Annotated in this window: 17 protein-coding genes and 1 pseudogene; 8 read left to right on the top strand and 10 right to left on the bottom strand. The window is 70.8% G+C overall.

Features of this window, described 5'->3' with window-relative positions:
- Positions 1–164: 164 nt before the first annotated feature.
- Together dnaJ and hrcA are read right to left on the bottom strand one after the other, a co-directional pair.
- Positions 165–1,301, bottom strand: a complete 1,137-nt coding sequence (gene dnaJ, locus ACTWJ9_RS22750) for a molecular chaperone DnaJ (protein ID WP_279336115.1) — start codon at positions 1,299–1,301, stop codon at positions 165–167.
- Entirely contained in the window at positions 1,301–2,317 is a 1,017-nt protein-coding gene (hrcA, locus tag ACTWJ9_RS22745; protein WP_387037045.1) for a heat-inducible transcriptional repressor HrcA, read from the bottom strand. Before hrcA ends, dnaJ begins: the two co-directional genes overlap by 1 nt.
- 170 nt (positions 2,318–2,487) lie before the next feature.
- On the opposite strand from hrcA, the gene ACTWJ9_RS22740 reads away from it, so the two are divergent.
- A complete protein-coding gene (locus ACTWJ9_RS22740) occupies positions 2,488–3,219 on the top strand; it encodes an MBL fold metallo-hydrolase (RefSeq protein WP_387037047.1) in 732 nt (243 codons plus the stop codon).
- Between the two features lie 43 nt (positions 3,220–3,262).
- Complete coding sequence (locus ACTWJ9_RS22735) at positions 3,263–4,069, top strand: DUF3097 domain-containing protein (RefSeq protein ID WP_388702036.1); 807 nt, start codon at positions 3,263–3,265, stop codon at positions 4,067–4,069.
- Positions 4,070–4,263: 194 nt separating this feature from the next.
- On the opposite strand, the gene hemW is transcribed toward ACTWJ9_RS22735, so the two are convergent.
- The 5 genes and pseudogenes from hemW to ACTWJ9_RS22710 form a co-directional block, all read right to left on the bottom strand.
- Complete coding sequence (gene hemW, locus ACTWJ9_RS22730) at positions 4,264–5,496, bottom strand: radical SAM family heme chaperone HemW (RefSeq protein WP_279336111.1); 1,233 nt, start codon at positions 5,494–5,496, stop codon at positions 4,264–4,266.
- Between the two features lie 35 nt (positions 5,497–5,531).
- Positions 5,532–7,517: a SpoIIE family protein phosphatase gene (locus ACTWJ9_RS22725; RefSeq protein WP_443295916.1), complete on the bottom strand. Its 1,986-nt coding sequence runs from the start codon at positions 7,515–7,517 to the stop codon at positions 5,532–5,534.
- 225 nt (positions 7,518–7,742) lie between these two features.
- Positions 7,743–8,057, bottom strand: a complete 315-nt coding sequence (locus ACTWJ9_RS22720; protein WP_387037054.1) for a DUF4291 family protein — start codon at positions 8,055–8,057, stop codon at positions 7,743–7,745.
- Positions 8,038–8,520 carry a hypothetical protein gene (locus ACTWJ9_RS22715; RefSeq protein ID WP_443294700.1) on the bottom strand — a complete coding sequence of 161 codons (483 nt, stop codon included), beginning with the start codon at positions 8,518–8,520 and terminating at the stop codon, positions 8,038–8,040. Before ACTWJ9_RS22715 ends, ACTWJ9_RS22720 begins: the two co-directional genes overlap by 20 nt.
- A gap of 66 nt (positions 8,521–8,586) precedes the next feature.
- Positions 8,587–8,988, bottom strand: a pseudogene (locus tag ACTWJ9_RS22710) (hypothetical protein); the annotation flags it as partial.
- A gap of 62 nt (positions 8,989–9,050) precedes the next feature.
- Here ACTWJ9_RS22710 and ACTWJ9_RS22705 point away from each other — a divergent pair.
- The 3 genes from ACTWJ9_RS22705 (at position 9,051) to ACTWJ9_RS22695 (ending at position 12,060) form a co-directional block, all read left to right on the top strand.
- Entirely contained in the window at positions 9,051–9,677 is a 627-nt protein-coding gene (locus ACTWJ9_RS22705; protein WP_279336108.1) for a hypothetical protein, read from the top strand.
- 496 nt (positions 9,678–10,173) lie between these two features.
- Positions 10,174–10,767 (top strand): helix-turn-helix domain-containing protein, encoded by a 594-nt coding sequence (locus ACTWJ9_RS22700; RefSeq protein ID WP_279336107.1) that lies wholly within the window; start codon positions 10,174–10,176, stop codon positions 10,765–10,767.
- A gap of 30 nt (positions 10,768–10,797) precedes the next feature.
- A complete protein-coding gene (locus ACTWJ9_RS22695; RefSeq protein WP_279336106.1) occupies positions 10,798–12,060 on the top strand; it encodes an MFS transporter in 1,263 nt (420 codons plus the stop codon).
- A gap of 328 nt (positions 12,061–12,388) precedes the next feature.
- On the opposite strand, the gene ACTWJ9_RS22690 is transcribed toward ACTWJ9_RS22695, so the two are convergent.
- Both ACTWJ9_RS22690 and ACTWJ9_RS22685 read right to left on the bottom strand, forming a co-directional pair.
- Positions 12,389–12,808 carry an ATP-binding protein gene (locus tag ACTWJ9_RS22690; RefSeq protein WP_387037057.1) on the bottom strand — a complete coding sequence of 140 codons (420 nt, stop codon included), beginning with the start codon at positions 12,806–12,808 and terminating at the stop codon, positions 12,389–12,391.
- A 43-nt stretch (positions 12,809–12,851) separates the two neighbouring features.
- Positions 12,852–14,225: an RNA-guided endonuclease InsQ/TnpB family protein gene (locus ACTWJ9_RS22685; RefSeq protein WP_443294699.1), complete on the bottom strand. Its 1,374-nt coding sequence runs from the start codon at positions 14,223–14,225 to the stop codon at positions 12,852–12,854.
- Between the two features lie 27 nt (positions 14,226–14,252).
- Here ACTWJ9_RS22685 and tnpA point away from each other — a divergent pair, with 27 nt between their 5' ends.
- The 3 genes from tnpA (at position 14,253) to ACTWJ9_RS22670 (ending at position 15,848) form a co-directional block, all read left to right on the top strand.
- A complete protein-coding gene (tnpA, locus tag ACTWJ9_RS22680; RefSeq protein WP_443294698.1) occupies positions 14,253–14,669 on the top strand; it encodes an IS200/IS605 family transposase in 417 nt (138 codons plus the stop codon).
- A gap of 110 nt (positions 14,670–14,779) precedes the next feature.
- Positions 14,780–15,664 (top strand): helix-turn-helix domain-containing protein, encoded by an 885-nt coding sequence (locus tag ACTWJ9_RS22675; RefSeq protein WP_279338056.1) that lies wholly within the window; start codon positions 14,780–14,782, stop codon positions 15,662–15,664.
- A complete protein-coding gene (locus ACTWJ9_RS22670) occupies positions 15,654–15,848 on the top strand; it encodes a DUF397 domain-containing protein (protein ID WP_279336102.1) in 195 nt (64 codons plus the stop codon). The genes ACTWJ9_RS22675 and ACTWJ9_RS22670 overlap by 11 nt, the downstream gene beginning before the upstream one ends.
- Before the next feature lie 57 nt (positions 15,849–15,905).
- Here ACTWJ9_RS22670 and ACTWJ9_RS22665 read toward each other — a convergent pair whose 3' ends face one another.
- Complete coding sequence (locus ACTWJ9_RS22665) at positions 15,906–16,199, bottom strand: hypothetical protein (RefSeq protein ID WP_387042633.1); 294 nt, start codon at positions 16,197–16,199, stop codon at positions 15,906–15,908.
- Positions 16,200–16,271 lie beyond the last annotated feature (72 nt).

The following is a 16,271-nucleotide window of genomic DNA, read 5'->3' as shown; positions in this document are numbered from 1 at the left end:
CGTCCTTCGGACATCTCCGAATCGGGGCTCAACCGGCCCTCGCCCTTGGCACAGGCCGTGTCCAGGGCACCTTCGGGGCAGCTCCCGGGGCACCTGCGGACCACCTTCCGGAGCTCCGCGGGAGCCGTTTCCGGCCCCCGCGCGCCACCCGTCGGTGTCGTCCGTCAGCGCCCGTTGAAAGCGTCCTTCAACCGGGAGAACAGCCCCTGCTGCCCGGGCTGGAACTGGCCCAGCGGGCGCTCCTCGCCACGGAGCTTGGCGAGTTCGCGCAGCAGGCGTTCCTGTTCGGGGTCGAGCTTGCTCGGGGTCTGCACCTCGACGTGCACGATGAGGTCGCCCCGGCCGCCGCCGCGCAGATGCGTGACGCCCCGGCCGTGCAGCGGGATCGACTGGCCGGACTGGGTGCCGGGCCGGATGTCGACCTCCTCCATGCCGTCCAGCGTCTCCAGCGGCACCTTGGTGCCGAGAGCGGCCGCCGTCATCGGGAGGGTGACCGTGCAGTGCAGGTCGTCGCCGCGCCGCTGGAAGGTGCTGTGCGGCAGCTCGTGGATCTCCACGTACAGGTCGCCGGCGGGACCGCCGCCGGGGCCGACCTCGCCCTCGCCGGCCAGCTGGATCCGGGTGCCGTTGTCGACACCGGCCGGGATCTTCACGGTCAGGGTGCGGCGGGAGCGGACGCGTCCGTCGCCGGCGCACTCCGGGCACGGGTTCGGGACGACGGTGCCGAAGCCCTGGCACTGCGGGCAGGGGCGCGAGGTCATGACCTGGCCCAGGAAGGACCGGGTGACCTGCGAGACCTCACCGCGGCCGCGGCACATGTCACAGGTCTGCGCGCTGGTCCCCGGCGCGGCGCCCTCACCGCTGCACGTGGTGCACACGATCGCCGTGTCGACCTGGATGTCCTTGGTCGTGCCGAACGCGGCCTCGTCCAGCTCGACCTCGATCCGGATCATGGCGTCCTGGCCGCGGCGGGTGCGCGAGCGCGGACCGCGCTGCGACGCCGTGCCGAAGAACGCGTCCATGATGTCGGAGAAGTTCCCGAAGCCACCCGCGCCGAAGCCGCCCGCGCCGCCGGCCCCGGCCTGCTGGAGCGGATCGCCGCCGAGGTCGTAGACCTGCTTCTTCTGCGGGTCCGACAGCACCTCGTAGGCGGCGTTGATCTCCTTGAACCGCTCCTGGGTCTTCGGATCCGGGTTGACGTCCGGATGCAGCTCGCGGGCGAGCCGCCGGAAGGCCTTCTTGATCTCCTCCTGCGAAGCGTCGCGGCGTACGCCGAGTACGGCGTAGTAGTCCGTGGCCACTACGACTCCGCCAGGATCTGTCCGACGTACCGTGCCACTGCGCGTACCGCTCCCATCGTTCCTGGGTAATCCATGCGGGTCGGACCGACCACGCCGAGCTTGGCAACAGCCTCGCCGCCCGAACCGTAGCCCACCGACACCACTGAGGTGGAGTTGAGTCCCTCGTGGGCGTTCTCATGACCGATACGCACGGTCACGCCCGGTTCCTTCGCCTCGCCCAGCAGCTTGAGAAGCACGACCTGCTCCTCCAGCGCCTCCAGTACGGGCCGGATCACAAGGGGAAAGTCATGTCCGAAGCGGGTCAGATTGGCGGTACCGCCGATCATCAGCCGCTCCTCGTTGTCCTCGACGAGCGTCTCCAGGAGGGTGGAGAGCACGGTCGAGACCGTACCGCGCTCCTCGGGGTCGAAAGCCTCGGGGAGATCCTCGACCAGAGACGGTACATCGGTGAAACGTCGGCCCGCGACACGGCTGTTGAGCCGCGCCCGCAGATCCCCCAGGGTCGCCTCGCCGATCGGCGCCGGGCAGTCGATCATGCGCTGCTCGACCCGCCCGGTGTCCGTGATCAGCACCAGCATGGCGCGCGCGGGCGCCATCGGGAGCAGCTCCACGTGCCGCACGGTCGAGCGGGTCAGCGACGGGTACTGCACGACGGCGACCTGCCGGGTCAGCTGCGCGAGCAGCCGCACCGTGCGGGCCACCACGTCGTGCAGGTCGACGGCGCCCTCGAGGAAGTTCTGGATGGCGCGCCGCTCGGGCGCGGTCATCGGCTTGACGCCGGCGAGCTTGTCCACGAAGAGCCGGTAGCCCTTGTCGGTGGGGATGCGCCCGGCGCTGGTGTGCGGCTGGGCGATGAACCCCTCGTCCTCCAGGGCCGCCATGTCGTTGCGCACGGTGGCCGGGGAGACGCCCAGGTTGTGCCGCTCGGTGAGGGCCTTGGAGCCGACGGGCTCCTCGGTTCCGACGTAGTCCTGAACGATGGCGCGCAACACCTGGAGCCTGCGTTCACTGAGCACGGCGCACACCTCCAGAAGCCTTCCGCCCGGTCCGTTTTCTCCCTGTCCTGGCACTCTTCGCACGCGAGTGCCAGACTTCCCCGCCCAGTGTACGGCCGGGGGGTACACCCCGGGCAAGGCCGGTACCGGGCCGTCGCGCCGGGACAGCCGTGGGCTATTAGCGTCGCGGTATGACGGTGACTTGGGAAGAGTCGGGGTGGGAGCGGCTGGCGCCGGGAGTGGGCCGGTGCCGGCTGCCGGTGTGGGACTGCACGGCGGGGCTCGTCGTCGGCGCGGGCGCGGCACTGCTCGTGGACGCCGGTTCGAGTCTGGGCGAGGGCGCCCGGTTGCGGGCACGGGCGCAGGCGCTCGCCGGTGGGCGTGTGACGCATCTCGCGCTCACCCACCCCCATTTCGACCATGTGCTGGGGGCGGCGGTGTTCGCGGGCGCGGAGGTGTTCGGCGCGGTGGGCCTGGACACGGCGCTGGCGCGGGGAGGCGAGGAACTGCGCGCGGACGCGGAGCGCGAGGGGCTGGACGCGCGGGCGGCGGAGGAGGCCGTGGACGCGCTGACGCTGGTCCGTCCCCGGCACCTGGTGTCCGGCGAGTGGACGCTCGACCTGGGCGGCGGACGGCAGGCGCTCCTCGCCAACGTGGGCCCCGGGCACACCGCCCACGATCTGGTGGTGCTGGTGCCCGGCGAGCCGGAGGTGGTCTTCTGCGGCGACCTGGTGGAGGAGTCCGGTGATCCGCAGGCGGGCCCCGACGCCGTCCCGTCGCGGTGGCCAGCCGCCCTGGACCGGCTGCTGGCCCTGGGCGGCGAGGACGCGGTGTACGTCCCCGGTCACGGAGCGGTGGTGGACGCGGCGTTCGTACGGGCCCAACGCGACGCCCTCGCGGCTCGTTTCGGCGTGTCGGACTGACCCTTCGGCCGAACGGGGAGCCGGTTCTCCTATCGTCATCAGAATGCGCCCGTACTCTCCTGACCTGACCCCCGGGTGGAAGAAGTCCCGGCCCGTCCCCGAGGTCCCGGCCGAGCCCGGTCTGGTGGTGGAGGAGCCCGGCAGCGGATTCTGCGGCGCGGTGATCCGCTGCGAGGCGGGCACGGTGACCCTGGAGGACCGCTTCGGCAAGCACCGGGTCTTCCCCCTGGAGCCGCGCGGCTTCCTGCTGGAGGGCCGCGCGGTGACGCTGGTGCGGCCCGCCGCGGGCCCGGCGCGTCCGACCCGGACGGCATCCGGTTCGGTGGCCGTCCGGGGCGCCCGCGCGCGGGTGGCGCGCGCCGGGCGCATCTACGTCGAGGGCCGCCACGACGCCGAACTGGTCGAGAAGGTGTGGGGCGACGATCTGCGCGTCGAGGGCGTGGTCGTGGAGTACCTGGAGGGCGTCGACGACCTGCCGGCGATCGTCGACGCGTTCGCGCCGGGCCCGGACGCACGGCTGGGCGTCCTGGTGGACCACCTGGTGCCGGGCTCGAAGGAGTGGCGCATCGCGGAGTCGGTCACCAGCGAGCACGCCCTGGTGGTGGGCCACCCGTACATCGACGTCTGGGAGGCGGTGAAACCGTCCTCCCTGGGCATCCGGTCCTGGCCCCGGGTGCCGCACGGCCAGGACTGGAAGACGGGCGTCTGCCGGGCCCTGGGCTGGCGCGTGGCCAACACGGGGGAAGCCTGGCAGCGCGTCCTCGGCGCGGTGCACTCGTACAAGGACCTGGAGCCGGCGTTGTTGGGCAGGGTCGAGGAACTGATCGATTTCGTGACGATGCCGTCCTGACCGCCCCGGCTGGTTTCGCCCCGACGGGGCTGATTTTCAGCCCGTCCGGCGCTTGAGGACGAGGCCGTTCAGGCCGAAGGGGGGTCTGGGGGCGCAGCCCCCAGGGGACGATGGGGGTCCCCCCTGCTCGAGCAAAGCCGAGAGCTTGGGGGAGGGAAGGGGCGGCGGGGGCGAAAAACCCTTCCCGGCACCCCTCAGTCCACCAGGTCCCGGACCACCGCGTCCGCCAGCAACCGCCCCCGCAGGGTGAGGGCCGCACGCCCCCCGTCGTACGCCTCCTGCCGCAGCAGCCCGTCCGTCAGAGCACGGCGCGCCGCCACCAGCCCCTCCGCACGGAGAAGGGCGAGCGGAACCCCTTCCTCCAGCCGAAGCTCCAGCAGGATCCGCTCCACCCGCCGATCCTCCTCGGAGAGGACCTCGCGCCCGGCCCCCGGTGAGCGGCCCTCGGCCAGGGCTGCCGCGTACGCGCCGGGGTGCTTCACGTTCCACCAGCGCACCCCGCCCACGTGCGAGTGCGCCCCGGGCCCCGCGCCCCACCAGTCCGCGCCGCGCCAGTACAGCTCGTTGTGCAGGCAGCGCCCCGCCTCGGAGGTGGCCCAGTTCGACACCTCGTACCAGTCGAAGCCGGCCGCCGACAGCGCCTCCTCGGCGATCAGGTACCGGTCCGCGTGCACGTCGTCGTCGGTCATCGGCACCTCACCGCGCCGGATGCGGCGGGCGAGCTGCGTGCCCTCCTCGACGATGAGCGCGTACGCGGAGACGTGGTCGGGTCCGGCGCCGAGGGCCGCGTCCAGCGAGGCCCGCCAGTCGTCGTCGGACTCGCCGGGGGTGCCGTAGATCAGGTCGAGGTTGACGTGCTCGAAGCCCGCCGCCCGCGCCTCGGCGACACACGCCTCCGGGCGGCCGGGGGTGTGCGTGCGGTCGAGGACCTTCAGCACGTGCTGCCGGGCGCTCTGCATGCCGAAGGAGATCCGGTTGAAGCCGCCCGCGCGCAGGGTCGCCAGGTAGGCCGGGTCGACCGACTCCGGGTTCGCCTCGGTGGTGACCTCGGCGTCCGCCGCCAGCCCGAACTCGTCGCGGATCGCGCCCAGCATCCGTACGAGGTCGTCGGCGGCCAGCAGGGTGGGGGTGCCGCCGCCGACGAACACCGTGCGGACCTCGCGCGGGTCGTCGCCGAGCACCTTGCGGGCCAGGCGGACCTCGTCGATCAGGGTCTCGGCGTAGTTGTCGCGGGAGGCGAGCACTCCGCCGCTGCCGCGCAGTTCGGTGGCGGTGTAGGTGTTGAAGTCGCAGTAGCCGCAGCGGGTCGCGCAGTACGGAACGTGCAGGTAGAACCCGAGGGGGCGTGCTGCGGCCCCGGCGAGCGCGGACGCGGGCAGCGCGCCGTCGGCGGGGACGGGCTCGCCGTCGGGGAGTGCGGAAGGCATGTGCTCCATTGTCCCGCATCCGGCCCGTGGGCCGGTCAGTCCGCCTGGAGCACCAGCAGGGCGAGATCGTCCGCCGGTGGCCGCTCCCCGAACTCGTGGACCAGCCTGCTGATACGTTCCGCTATCCGGTCGGCGTCCAGTCCCGCGCAGTCGGCCAGTGCGGTGGCGAGTCCGTCGCCGTCGTCGAACTGGCGGGAGCCGCGGCGCCGCTCGGTGACGCCGTCGGTGACGCAGAGCAGGGTGTCGCCGGAGCGCAGCTCGAAGGAGTCGCTGGTGTAGGTGGCGTCCTCGACGACCCCGAGCAGGGTCTGCGACCGGGCCACGGTACGGACCGTCCCGTCGGGGGCGAGCAGCAGCGGCAGGGGGTGTCCGGCGGAGGCGAGGGTGACACGGGCGCCGCCCTCGACGAGGGTGAGTTCGCCGTAGAGCAGGGAGAGGAAGCGGGTCTGGGGGCCGTCCCCGGGGGCGGTCGGGCGGGCGCCGGCGGCGACGAGCGCGCGGGCGGCGGCGTCGGCGGCTTCCGTGGCGTCGTCGAGGAGCAGTTGGTTGAGGCGGTCCAGGACGTCGGCGACGTGGTAGCCCTCGCGGGCGAGCAGCCGCAGCCAGGGGCGGGCCAGACCGATGACGACGGCCGCCTCGGGGCCCTTGCCCTGGACGTCGCCGATGGCGAAGCACCAGCGGCCCGGCCCGGCCGGGAACAGGTCGTAGAAGTCGCCGCTCGGTCCGCCCTTGTCGTGGGGCTCGTAGACGAGGGCGGAGCGCACGCCGGGGATCTCGGCGACGGCGCCGGGCAGCAGTCCGCGCTGGAGCACGGCGCTGATGGTGGCCTGGCGGGCGTACTGCCGGGCGGCGCCGATGGCGAGCGCCACGCGCCGCCCGAGGTCCTCCACCAGTCCGGTGACCTCGTCCGGGAACCGCCCGATCCCGGCCCGCCCGATCACCAGCGTCCCCAGCGGCCGGCCACCGGCGACGAGCCGGTAGGCGAGGGCGGTGCCGGTGCCCTCGTCGTGGCCCCCGGTCAGGTGGAGCGCCTTCTCCGGCCAGGGATAGCCGACCGGTCCGGTGCTCAGTGGATCGGAGGGAGGCGGTGGCTCCTGCTCCAGTACCCGGCTCAGTTCCTCCACGCGGCTCTCGTCGGCGTGCCAGACACGGGCGAGGCGGGGTCCGTCGGCCCGTGCCCCGTCGCTCCAGCCGCCGTGGCCGGTGGCCTCGTCCTCGAGCCACACCGCGCACCAGTCCGCCAGCCGCGGCACGATCAGCTGCCCGGTGAGCGCGGCGACCAGGTCCTCGTCCAGCTGCCCGGCGAGCAGATCGGACGCCTCGGCGAGGAAGGACAGCGCCCCGCGCCCCAGCCAGGCCCCGTCCCGCCGGTACGGCCGGGGCACGCGCCACCCCTCACCGCCGGGCTCCGGCTCCGCCTCCCACACGTACGCGTCGAACGGGACGCCCATGCCCTCCGCGCTCTGCGCACCCTCCGTGTTCTCCGCGCTCTCCTCCGCGCCGTCCGCGCCGTCCGCGCCGTCCGCCGCGAAGCCCCCTCCCACGGGGATCCGGGCCCAGACGGTTTTGGTGCCGGGGCGGTAGGTGATCCCCCAGGCCTCGGAGAGCGCGGCGACCAGGCGCAGGCCGCGCCCGTGCTCGGGGCTCTCGTAGGGCGGTGCCTCCGGTTCGCCGCCGTGCGGGGCGCGGGAGGGGTGGCGGTCGGTGACCTCGACGACGAGGGCACCGCTCTCCTCCTCGAGGCGGCAGGTCAGCCGTACCTCGGTGCCGGCGTGCACGACGGCGTTGGTGACCAGTTCGCTGGCGATCAGCGTGGCGTCGTCGCCGGCGCGGGTGGTGAGGTGCTCGGCACCGGGCAGGGCGCGCTCCGTCCAGTCGGCGAGCGCCGACCGCACCAGGGCCCGCGCGGTGCCCGGCGCGAGGGAGCCGCCGGACAGCGCCGCGTCCGCCCGCGCGCACGCCCGCGCGGGCGCCTCCGAGACGGCACGCGGGGTCTCCCGTTGCGTCGGAATGGCCCTCATGGGCAGCTCCCCGGGCAGTTCGTACGAATACACCTCGATCAATGCCGCCAGGGTGACAGACCGACCCCGCCCATAAGCAACGAGTTACCGAAGTGGACCCTCTGGAGCAAGAACAGTGCTAAGCCCACAGCCGACAACCGGCCGAAAACCGATCAGTTCCGCGCAACACCGAAAAGTGTGAGCGGCGCCGGCACCTGCCGAGTTGACGCCCGCACGTCCCGACCCTCATGGGCGCAGGTGATCCAGGAGCCCCTCGGGAACGGGACAGGGGAGCTCGCGGGGAAGAAGCCGCCGGGCGGCCTCCAGGTCACCGTCCCGCGCCTGCCCGTGGATCTCGCGCGCGAGATCGGTGGTACCGGTGACGGAGACCGTCCACTCGTCCGCGTAGCGGTGTGCCGCCTCACCGGTGAGCCCGAGCTGCAGCGAGCGGTGGGCGAGCGGCCGCAGGCACACATCGCGCTCGGGGACCCATTCGCCATGCTCCGCGACGGCACCTTCTACGAGCCGCAGCCAGCGGCGGTCACATGACCTGCGGGCCACCCAGCAGCACCACACGGTCGGCCTCGACGCCGAAGCCGAGAACCGGGTGAAGCGGATCAGACTCCGGGCTCAGCAACACCGGCTGGCCGAGCCGACGCCCGATTGCCCGCAGCAGACGGCACAGCACATCCACGCCGTGCTGACCCTGCAACTCCCGCAGATCAACGTCGAAGTCGATCGAGTCAGCCTCATACGGACGAAAGATCACCAGGAATCCGGGAACCGGCCAGACCCTCAGCAACACGTCGGCACCCTCGCCGCGGGCCAGCATCTCCGCAGCTCTCGGCAGCCGGACCACAGCACCGTCCTCGGAGTACTCGCACGACCACCCCTGCGACCGAACGAGATCAAGCACCGCCTGCCAGTCCTCCACCGAAGTATCCGGGACGAGGACGTCCGGCAGCGACCCCATCAACTCGGGAGCAAAGAAGCTCTTGACGTCACCCCACAGCAGGTCAGGCATCACGCCATACTGCCTCGCCACTCACCGAAACGCAGCCCAATTCCCTTGACGAAACCCATAGGGGCACCCCCCGCCGAAGAGCCCTGCGATGTGTACGCGGCTGCCGGCGATCGGTCCCAGTCCGGGGCAAGTCAGGTCGACAGCCGCGTCGGGGGTGCTGCCCTCGGGGCCGGGGTCGCGGTCCCAGGTGACCTTCTCGCCGGTGACGGCGTCGAAGAGACCGTGACCGTCGTGCGAGACGACCATGACCAGGTCATGGCCGCTGCCGGGATGCGACGCGAAGCCGATGCCGAGCAGTCCACCGACAGGGGCTCCGTATGCGTACTCGAAGACTGGCCGCCAGGGCGCGGGCGCGGGAACGACAGAGGCGGCGAGCAAGCGGTCTCGCAGTGCCCGCTGGTAGGCGGAGATTTCCGGTTCACTGGCAGTTCGCTCCACCGGAGCTGCCCTCTTGATCTGCTTCGTCACCTCCTCATGATCCCGCTCCAGGCAGCTACCGCGTGGAGCCGGGCAGTTGAGAAGATCACGGCATGGCAGCCTCCAACGAACATCCTCCCGACGGCTGGGCCTTCCTCGGAGTCGGAGACCCGTCCCTGGTTGTCCACGACGAACAGCGCGGCCTTCTGGCCGTGGCAGGCACGGATGCACACGGCAAAGCTACGCCGGTCGCGGTCTACCACAGCCGTTCCTTCGTCCGCCGCGCGCTCACTCGCTCATGCTTCCCCGTCCACGCGCTGGCCTTCCACCCCCGGCGTCCGCTGCTCGCGATCGGCACCGGCAAGTACGACGGTGGCTACTTCTTCGAGGGGGAGCTGCTGCTTCTGCACCTGAAAACAGGCGCGGTCGCTTCTCTCATCGAGAACGGGTTCGGTCGTCAGGTTCTGGGACTGGAGTGGCTCGACGAACGGTCGCTGCGTGTCCTCATGGCACCACCGGACGACTGGCGGGACGAAGCGGCGCACGAGAGCGGACACGTCGCCGTGGTGGACCGAGCCGACTGGACCACCGTCCCCGCCCGGTCACTCAGCGGTCGGGACCTGGCCGGCCCAAGGACCCTCGCACCGCGTCCCGAGCCCCGCGAGGCAGTGCAACGAGCAGCCGCCGCACTGCGATCCCTCTGGCAAGCCCAACGAGCCGGACCCTCAGGAGACCTGTGAAGGCCACCCCGACGTCACCTGGACGGCACGAGGCACCTTGGTCACGGATGGAGTCTGTCAACGCGGTTGGATGACCCACGTCATCCGGTCCCGCTGCCAGACCGCCGGGAAGCGGCCCTCCCGGGCCGCGGGCAGGATGCGGAACTCTTTGAGGGCCTGCAGCACTGCAGGCCCTCGTTGAGCCGCCTTCCCGGCGGCCGTTGACACGGTCGGCCACGACCTCCATCGCAGATCTCTCCCAACCGGCCACGCCGACAGTGCAGTCCGAGCACACCATGGGCGGCCACCGGCCTCAGCGAAACCCATCACCCCAGGGGTGCGGCCTGCCCGATCCGCAGGAAACGGGGGCCCGGCCGTTCGCCGGTCGACCATGAAGTCGCCACCGGGGAGGGGCAGTTGCATGCCCCGGCGAGCCCCCATGCGGAGCCGGGCTTCCCGCCGCCGCAGGTCAGAAATATATATTGCGCAAATTAAATTTCATACCTACGGTGAGGGCATGTCACCGAAGCGCGAACCCGAGCAGATCACCGACCTGTCCCGGCTGAAGGCGTTCACCAGCCCCCTGCGCATGCAGCTCTACCGGCTGCTGTACGTCGCGGGCACCGCGACCGCGTCCCAGCTCGCCGAGCAGGTCGACCAGGCGCCGTCGCTGGTCAGTTACCACCTGCGCAAGCTCGCCGAGCACGGCTTCGTGACCGAGGCGAGTGGCCGGAGCACCGACGGCCGTGAGCGGTGGTGGCAGGTGGCGTCCGAGGAGGGCTGGGGCTTCCGCAACTCGGACTTCGCGGACACGCCCGAAGGGTCCGCCGCCGTGGGCGCGGTGACCCGCGGCATCCTCGACACCCGCACCGCCCAGTACCGCGCGTATCTGGACCAGACGGCCGCCTGGGGCAAGGCGTGGACGGACGCCGCGTTCAGCTCCGAATGGATGCTCGACCTGACCCCCGCCGAGCTCGCCGAGATGAGCGACGAACTCCAGGCACTGACCCGCCGCTGGCGGGAGCGCGGCAAGGCCGCCCAGGAGGCCGGCGACACAGAGGGCCGCGAGCACGTGTCCGTGCACCTCTACGGCTTCCCGTTCCGGCCCTGACCCCGCCGTTCCCGACTCCTGGAGCCTGCCATGACCACAGCAGGGACAGCCCCACCCGAACGCGCCACCCCACCGGCCCACCTCGACGGCAACGTACTGCGTTGGCTCACCGCGTACACCGTTTCCCTCGTCGGCGACAGCGTGTACTTCGTCGCCCTCGGCTGGTCCGCCCAGAAGGCCGCCGGCCCCACCGAGGTCGGCCTCGTCATGGCCGCCGCGGCACTGCCACGGGCGTTACTCATGCTGGGCGGAGGTGTGCTGGCCGACCGTTTCGACCCGCGCCGCGTCCTTCTCGGCAGTGACGCACTGCGCTGTCTCCTCATCCTCTCGGTGGCCGCCGCGATCGCGCTGACCGCACCGGCCCTGTGGCTCCTGGTCGCGGTGGCACTCGTCTTCGGTGCCGTGGACGCGCTGTTCGTGCCCGCGATCGGGGCCCTCCCGCCGCGGATCACCAGCGCCGACCAGCTCGCCCGGGTCGCCGGCATGCGCTCTCTGTCCATGCGCCTCAGTCAGATCGCGGGCCCGCCCATCGGCGGCCTGGCCATGGGACTCGGGGGCGCGGCGGCCGCCTTCACCGTCGCAGGCATCCTCTTCGCGCTGTCCCTGCCGCTCCTGCTGACGATACGGATACGGCCCCTCGCGGAGCCCGGCGAGGAACAGCCGGAACCCGGCACGGCGTGGCAGGACCTTCTCGCCGGCCTGCGCTACATCCGGCGCCACCGCCTCATCGGCCCGCTCGTCATCACCGGCGCCGTCTGCGAGCTGGGCCTGATCGGCACTCTCAACGTCGGCATGGTGCTCCTCAACGCCGAGCGTGGCTGGGGCCCTTCCGGCTACGGCTGGATCGGCGGCGGTTTCGGCGCGGGAGCGGCGGCCGGCGCCGCGTTGCTCGCCGTCGTCGGCTGGCTGCCCCGCGCCGGCCTGATGCTGGCCGGGACCCTGCTCGTGGCCTGCACGGGAGCGGCCACCATCGCCTTGGTTCCTTCCCTTTGGACCGCCGTGGTGCTGGCGGTGGTCATCGGACTGAGCGCGGGCGTCTTCGGCAGCCTGGACAGCACCCTCATACAGACTGCCGCGGACCCTGCTTACCTCGGCCGGGTCACCTCCGTCGTCATGCTCACCCTGGTCGGTCTCGCCCCCCTCGGCTACCCGCTGGTCGGTGCCGCCGTCGGGGCTTGGGGCACCGCACCGGTGTTCGTCGGCTGCGGCACCTTCGCCGGCCTGGGCGTGGTCATCGCCCTGGCCTCCGGCCCGGTACGGCGAGCCGAACTGCCTCGGCAGCGCACGATGTGACCTCCCGGGCCCGCCGGTCCCAGAAGGGCACCCGCCGACTTCGGCCCGGTCGCGGGAGCAGCCGCTGCCGGGGTGGACGCCTGCCCCGGGCGGGACACCTCTTCCCAAAAGCGTGAGCACTTCGGCCATTTCTGTCCGCATAGCGCTCATTTGAGCTCTCGCGTGACACTTGCCCGCCGACTGCTCACGCTTTTCGGCAAGGCGGCCACCTGCGGCCCGGCAGCGTGGCGGATCGCGGCCGCGGAGACGTCGGAGGACGATCATCTGTCGTAGCCGCCAGGCCTGGGCGCGTGGACTCGGACGGAGGCGGTGACACTCACGTGCCGTCTCATCCCGGCGGACTCGGCAATTCGGCCCACACGGTCTTTCCCGAGGGGAACCGGGGCGCGACACCCCACCGGGCCGCGAGCGCGCTCACCAGGAGCAGCCCACGTCCGTGCTCGCCGTCCGGACAGGGCATCGCCACCGGGGCAGGCAGCCGCTCTCCCCTGCTGTCCGCGACCTCGATCCGGAGGATGCCGGAGCCGCCCTCCGGGGGCCGGACGAGCGTCATGGTGAGCAGGAAGTCCCGCCCGGGCACACGACCGTGGGTCACCGCGTTCGCGGCGAGTTCACCCACCACCAGTTCGGCGGCCTCCAGGTACTCGCCGTCCCTGCCCCACCCCCGGTCCGCCATCTGTTGAGTCGCGAGAAGGCGGGCAAGCCGTGCTCCACGCCGGGTCGAGCTGAACTGCTGGTGGAAAGGCACGGGCGTGGAGACTCGACGGGGCAAAGGCCCTCGGTCACGGATTTCATACTTCACGTGACAGAGCGTGTCCGGATGGTCGTGCGCTGACCAGAGGAACCATCGGTACGGCACGCGCCTGTACCGCCGCTGTCGGTTGCGTGTCCGTACTGACGGGATTGACGTGCTCCCTGGCCTGAAGTCCAGGGATTCCGGCCTGGGTCGTCCGACCCTTCCGGGGGCTTCCTGCTTCACCGCGCTGTGCGGGCACGTGTGCCCGTCTGACCGGCGCTCCACGGGCGTTTAGCGTCTCCGCCCGTCCGGCGGCGACGATCCTGCGTCCTTCGACCAGGACGTTGCGGGCTGCGTTGTGGTCGCGGTCGTGCACGGTGCCGCACTCGCCGCACGTCCACTGCCGGACGTGCAGGGGCTTGGGGCCGTCCCGGAATCCGCAGGCCGAGCAGACCTGCGAGGAGGGGAAGGCCCGGTCCACCCTGGCGAAGGTACGCCCGTGCTTGGCAGCCTTGTATTCCAGCATGCCGACGAACGCGGACCATCCCGCGTCGTGCACGGACTTGGCGAGCCGGGTGCGTGCGAGACCGGACACCGCGAGGTCTTCCACGTACACCGCTTGGTTGTCGCGAATGATCTGTGTGGATGCCTGGTGGTGCCAGTCCCGGCGCCGGTCCGCCACACGCGCGTGCCGGCGTGCGACCTTGATGCGGGCCTTGGCCCGGTTCTTCGAACCCTTCTGCTTGCGGGACAGCTCCCGCTGAAGACGCCTGAGCTTCTTCTCGGCCCGGCGCAGGAAACGCGGGCTGTCGATCTTCGTCCCGTCGGACAGGACCGCGAAGGCGGACAGGCCGAGGTCGAGACCGGACTCCGCCTCCAGCTCGGGGAGGATGTCCGGCTCGGTGTCCACGACGAAGCTGAGGAAGTACCGGCCGGAGCTGTCTTTGGTGATGGTCAGGGACGTGGGTGCGGCCGGAAGCCGGCGGGACCACTTGACCTTGAGATGGCCGACCTTGGCCACATACACCGTGCCGTCGTCCTGAAGGGAGAAGGCGTTGGTGTTGAGGCGGATCGACTGCCGGGTGTCCTTCTTCGACTTGTAGCGGGGAGGGCCGACCTTCCGGCCCTGCCGCTTGCCCTTGAGGCTGCCGAAGAAGTTCCTGTAGGCGGCATCCAGGTCCCGCAGAGACTGCTGCAGGACGACCGCTGAGACGTCGGCGAGCCAGGCGCGTTCCTCGGTGCGCTTGGCCTGGGTGATGCGAAGCCGGGACAGCTCGGCCGACGTCACATACGGCAGCCCGGCAGCGTGCGCTTGTTTCCGGTCGCGCAGGCAGTCGTTCCACACCACGCGGGCGCACCCGAACGCACTCGCCAGCGCGCGGCGCTGGGAGGCATTGGGGTAGGCCCGGTAGTTGTAGCGGAGCTGCACACCCAAGACCCTACTACGATTGGTCTCATGGATCAGGCAAACGACTACAGACGTGGCAGACACGTCGTTTCGGCGATGCATGTGCACTTGGTCTTTGTGACGAAGTACCGGCACGGGGTGTTCGACGACGAGATGCTGACGCGCTGCGAAGAGATCATGCGCAAGGTCTGTGAGGACTTCGAAGCGGAGCTGAAGGAGTTCAACGGCGAACGCGATCACGTCCATCTCCTGGTGCACTACCCACCCAAGGTCGCCGTCTCGAAGCTGGTCAACAGCCTCAAGGGCGTCTCCGCTCGCCGGATACGGCAGGAGTTCACCGGCCGGATCAACCGCGCCATCATGCATGGGCACCTGTGGTCGCCCTCATATTTCTCCGCATCGTGCGGCGGAGCACCGTTGGCGATCGTCCACCAGTACATCGAGCAGCAAAAACGTCCGCTCTGAAGTGCACGTCAGAGCAGTCCTGAGATGCATTCATCCCCGGCGTGAACGCCAGGGCTTTCTGCAAGAGTCCCGGTAACCGGGCGGCAGGCAGGCGGGTTGGGGGATACGTGATGACATCGGAACCCCGTCAGAACAACACCGAAAACCGCCCCGAGCCCCCGGAGGACGCGGACGGCCTCATCGATCTGAACCGGGCTGTGGGCAGACAGGTCAAGTTGCTCCGGGAACGCGCCGGCCTGACCCAGAAGGAGTTGGGCGACCGGCTGGGATACGGCGAGGACCTGGTCTCGTCCCTGGAGCGGGGCCGCAGAACGCCTCAGCCCGAGTTCCTCGACGCGGCGGACGACCTTCTCGGTGCCGAAGGGCTGCTGAAAGCGACGAAGGAGGACGTGGCGCGGGCGAAGGCACGCGCACGGGTCCGGCACCCGGCGTGGTTCCGGGACTATGCGCGGCTGGAAGGGGAAGCGGTCGAGGTCAACTTCTACAACAACCATGACGTACCAGGGCTGTTCCAGACCGAGCAGCGAACTCGCGCGCTGTACGAGATGCGGAAGCCTCTGCTGACGGAGGAGACCATCGAACAGCGGGTGACCTCAAGGATGGACCGCCAGCGCATCCTGACCGACTGGCCTCCGCCCATGGTGACTGCCGTGATCGAAGAAGTGGTGCTTCGTCGACCGATCGGGGGGCCCGAGGTCCACAAGGAGCAGTTGACCCGGCTGCTCGAACTTGGGCGGCTTCGCACAGTCGAGTTGCAGGTGATGCCCACGGACCGGTCCGAGCATGCCGGTATGGGCGGTTCGTTCACCTTGCTGTCACCAAAGGGAAAGCCCCAGGTGGGATACACGGAAGTACAGGCCGTCGCACGTCTGGCCACGGACATGGACGAGGTCCGTATTCTGGCCGCACGCTACGGCAGCATCAGGGCCCAGGCACTCACTCCGCGAGAGTCTCTGGCCCTGATCGAGAGGATGCAGACGGAAGATGAGTGCTGAAAGCTCCCGACAGCTCGTCTGGCGCAAGAGCAGCTACAGCGGCAATGAGGGGGGCGAGTGCGTGGAAATGGCCCTCGCCGCAGAAAGCATCCATGTTCGCGACTCCAAGGACATTCACCGGCCGCACCTCTCCGTGCGCGCGGACGGCTGGGCGGCGTTCGTGGCCTTCGCAGCGGCGGACTGAGCGCGCAGGGTGGTGGGGGGGCTGCGCGCGCAGCAGCCCCCCCCATCCGTCTCTTGCCTACGGCAAAGCCTCCGCGACCTCGCGGAAGTGCGTGGCCTCGGAGTCGAGCAGGTCGGCGATCCGCCGGTCGGAACGGGTGGGTGCCTGAGCGCCGAGCTTCCGCATGAGAGTGGTGATTCCGCCGTACGAGGCGTCTCCGCTGAGGTCCGTCAGCTTCGGCCAAGTGTCTTCGGAGACAACGGACTTCCGGGCGAACCGGCCCGGCCGCTGCGAGCGCTCGTGGTCCAGCTCGAGGAAGAGGAGACAGCCGACATGCTCCACCTCGATGGCCGGCCGGAACAGTCCGGACATGCGGGCGGACGGCCGTGGGGCGGGAGCACCGGACCGGTCAGGTCCAGGCCCCGCCCCACGGCCATACGCTGC

The organism is Streptomyces sp. GDS52 (genome assembly GCF_052246875.1).
Lineage (GTDB): Bacteria > Actinomycetota > Actinomycetes > Streptomycetales > Streptomycetaceae > Streptomyces > Streptomyces cathayae.
The sequence above is the reverse complement of the archived record's forward strand: the minus strand, read 5'-3'. Positions and strand labels throughout refer to the sequence as shown.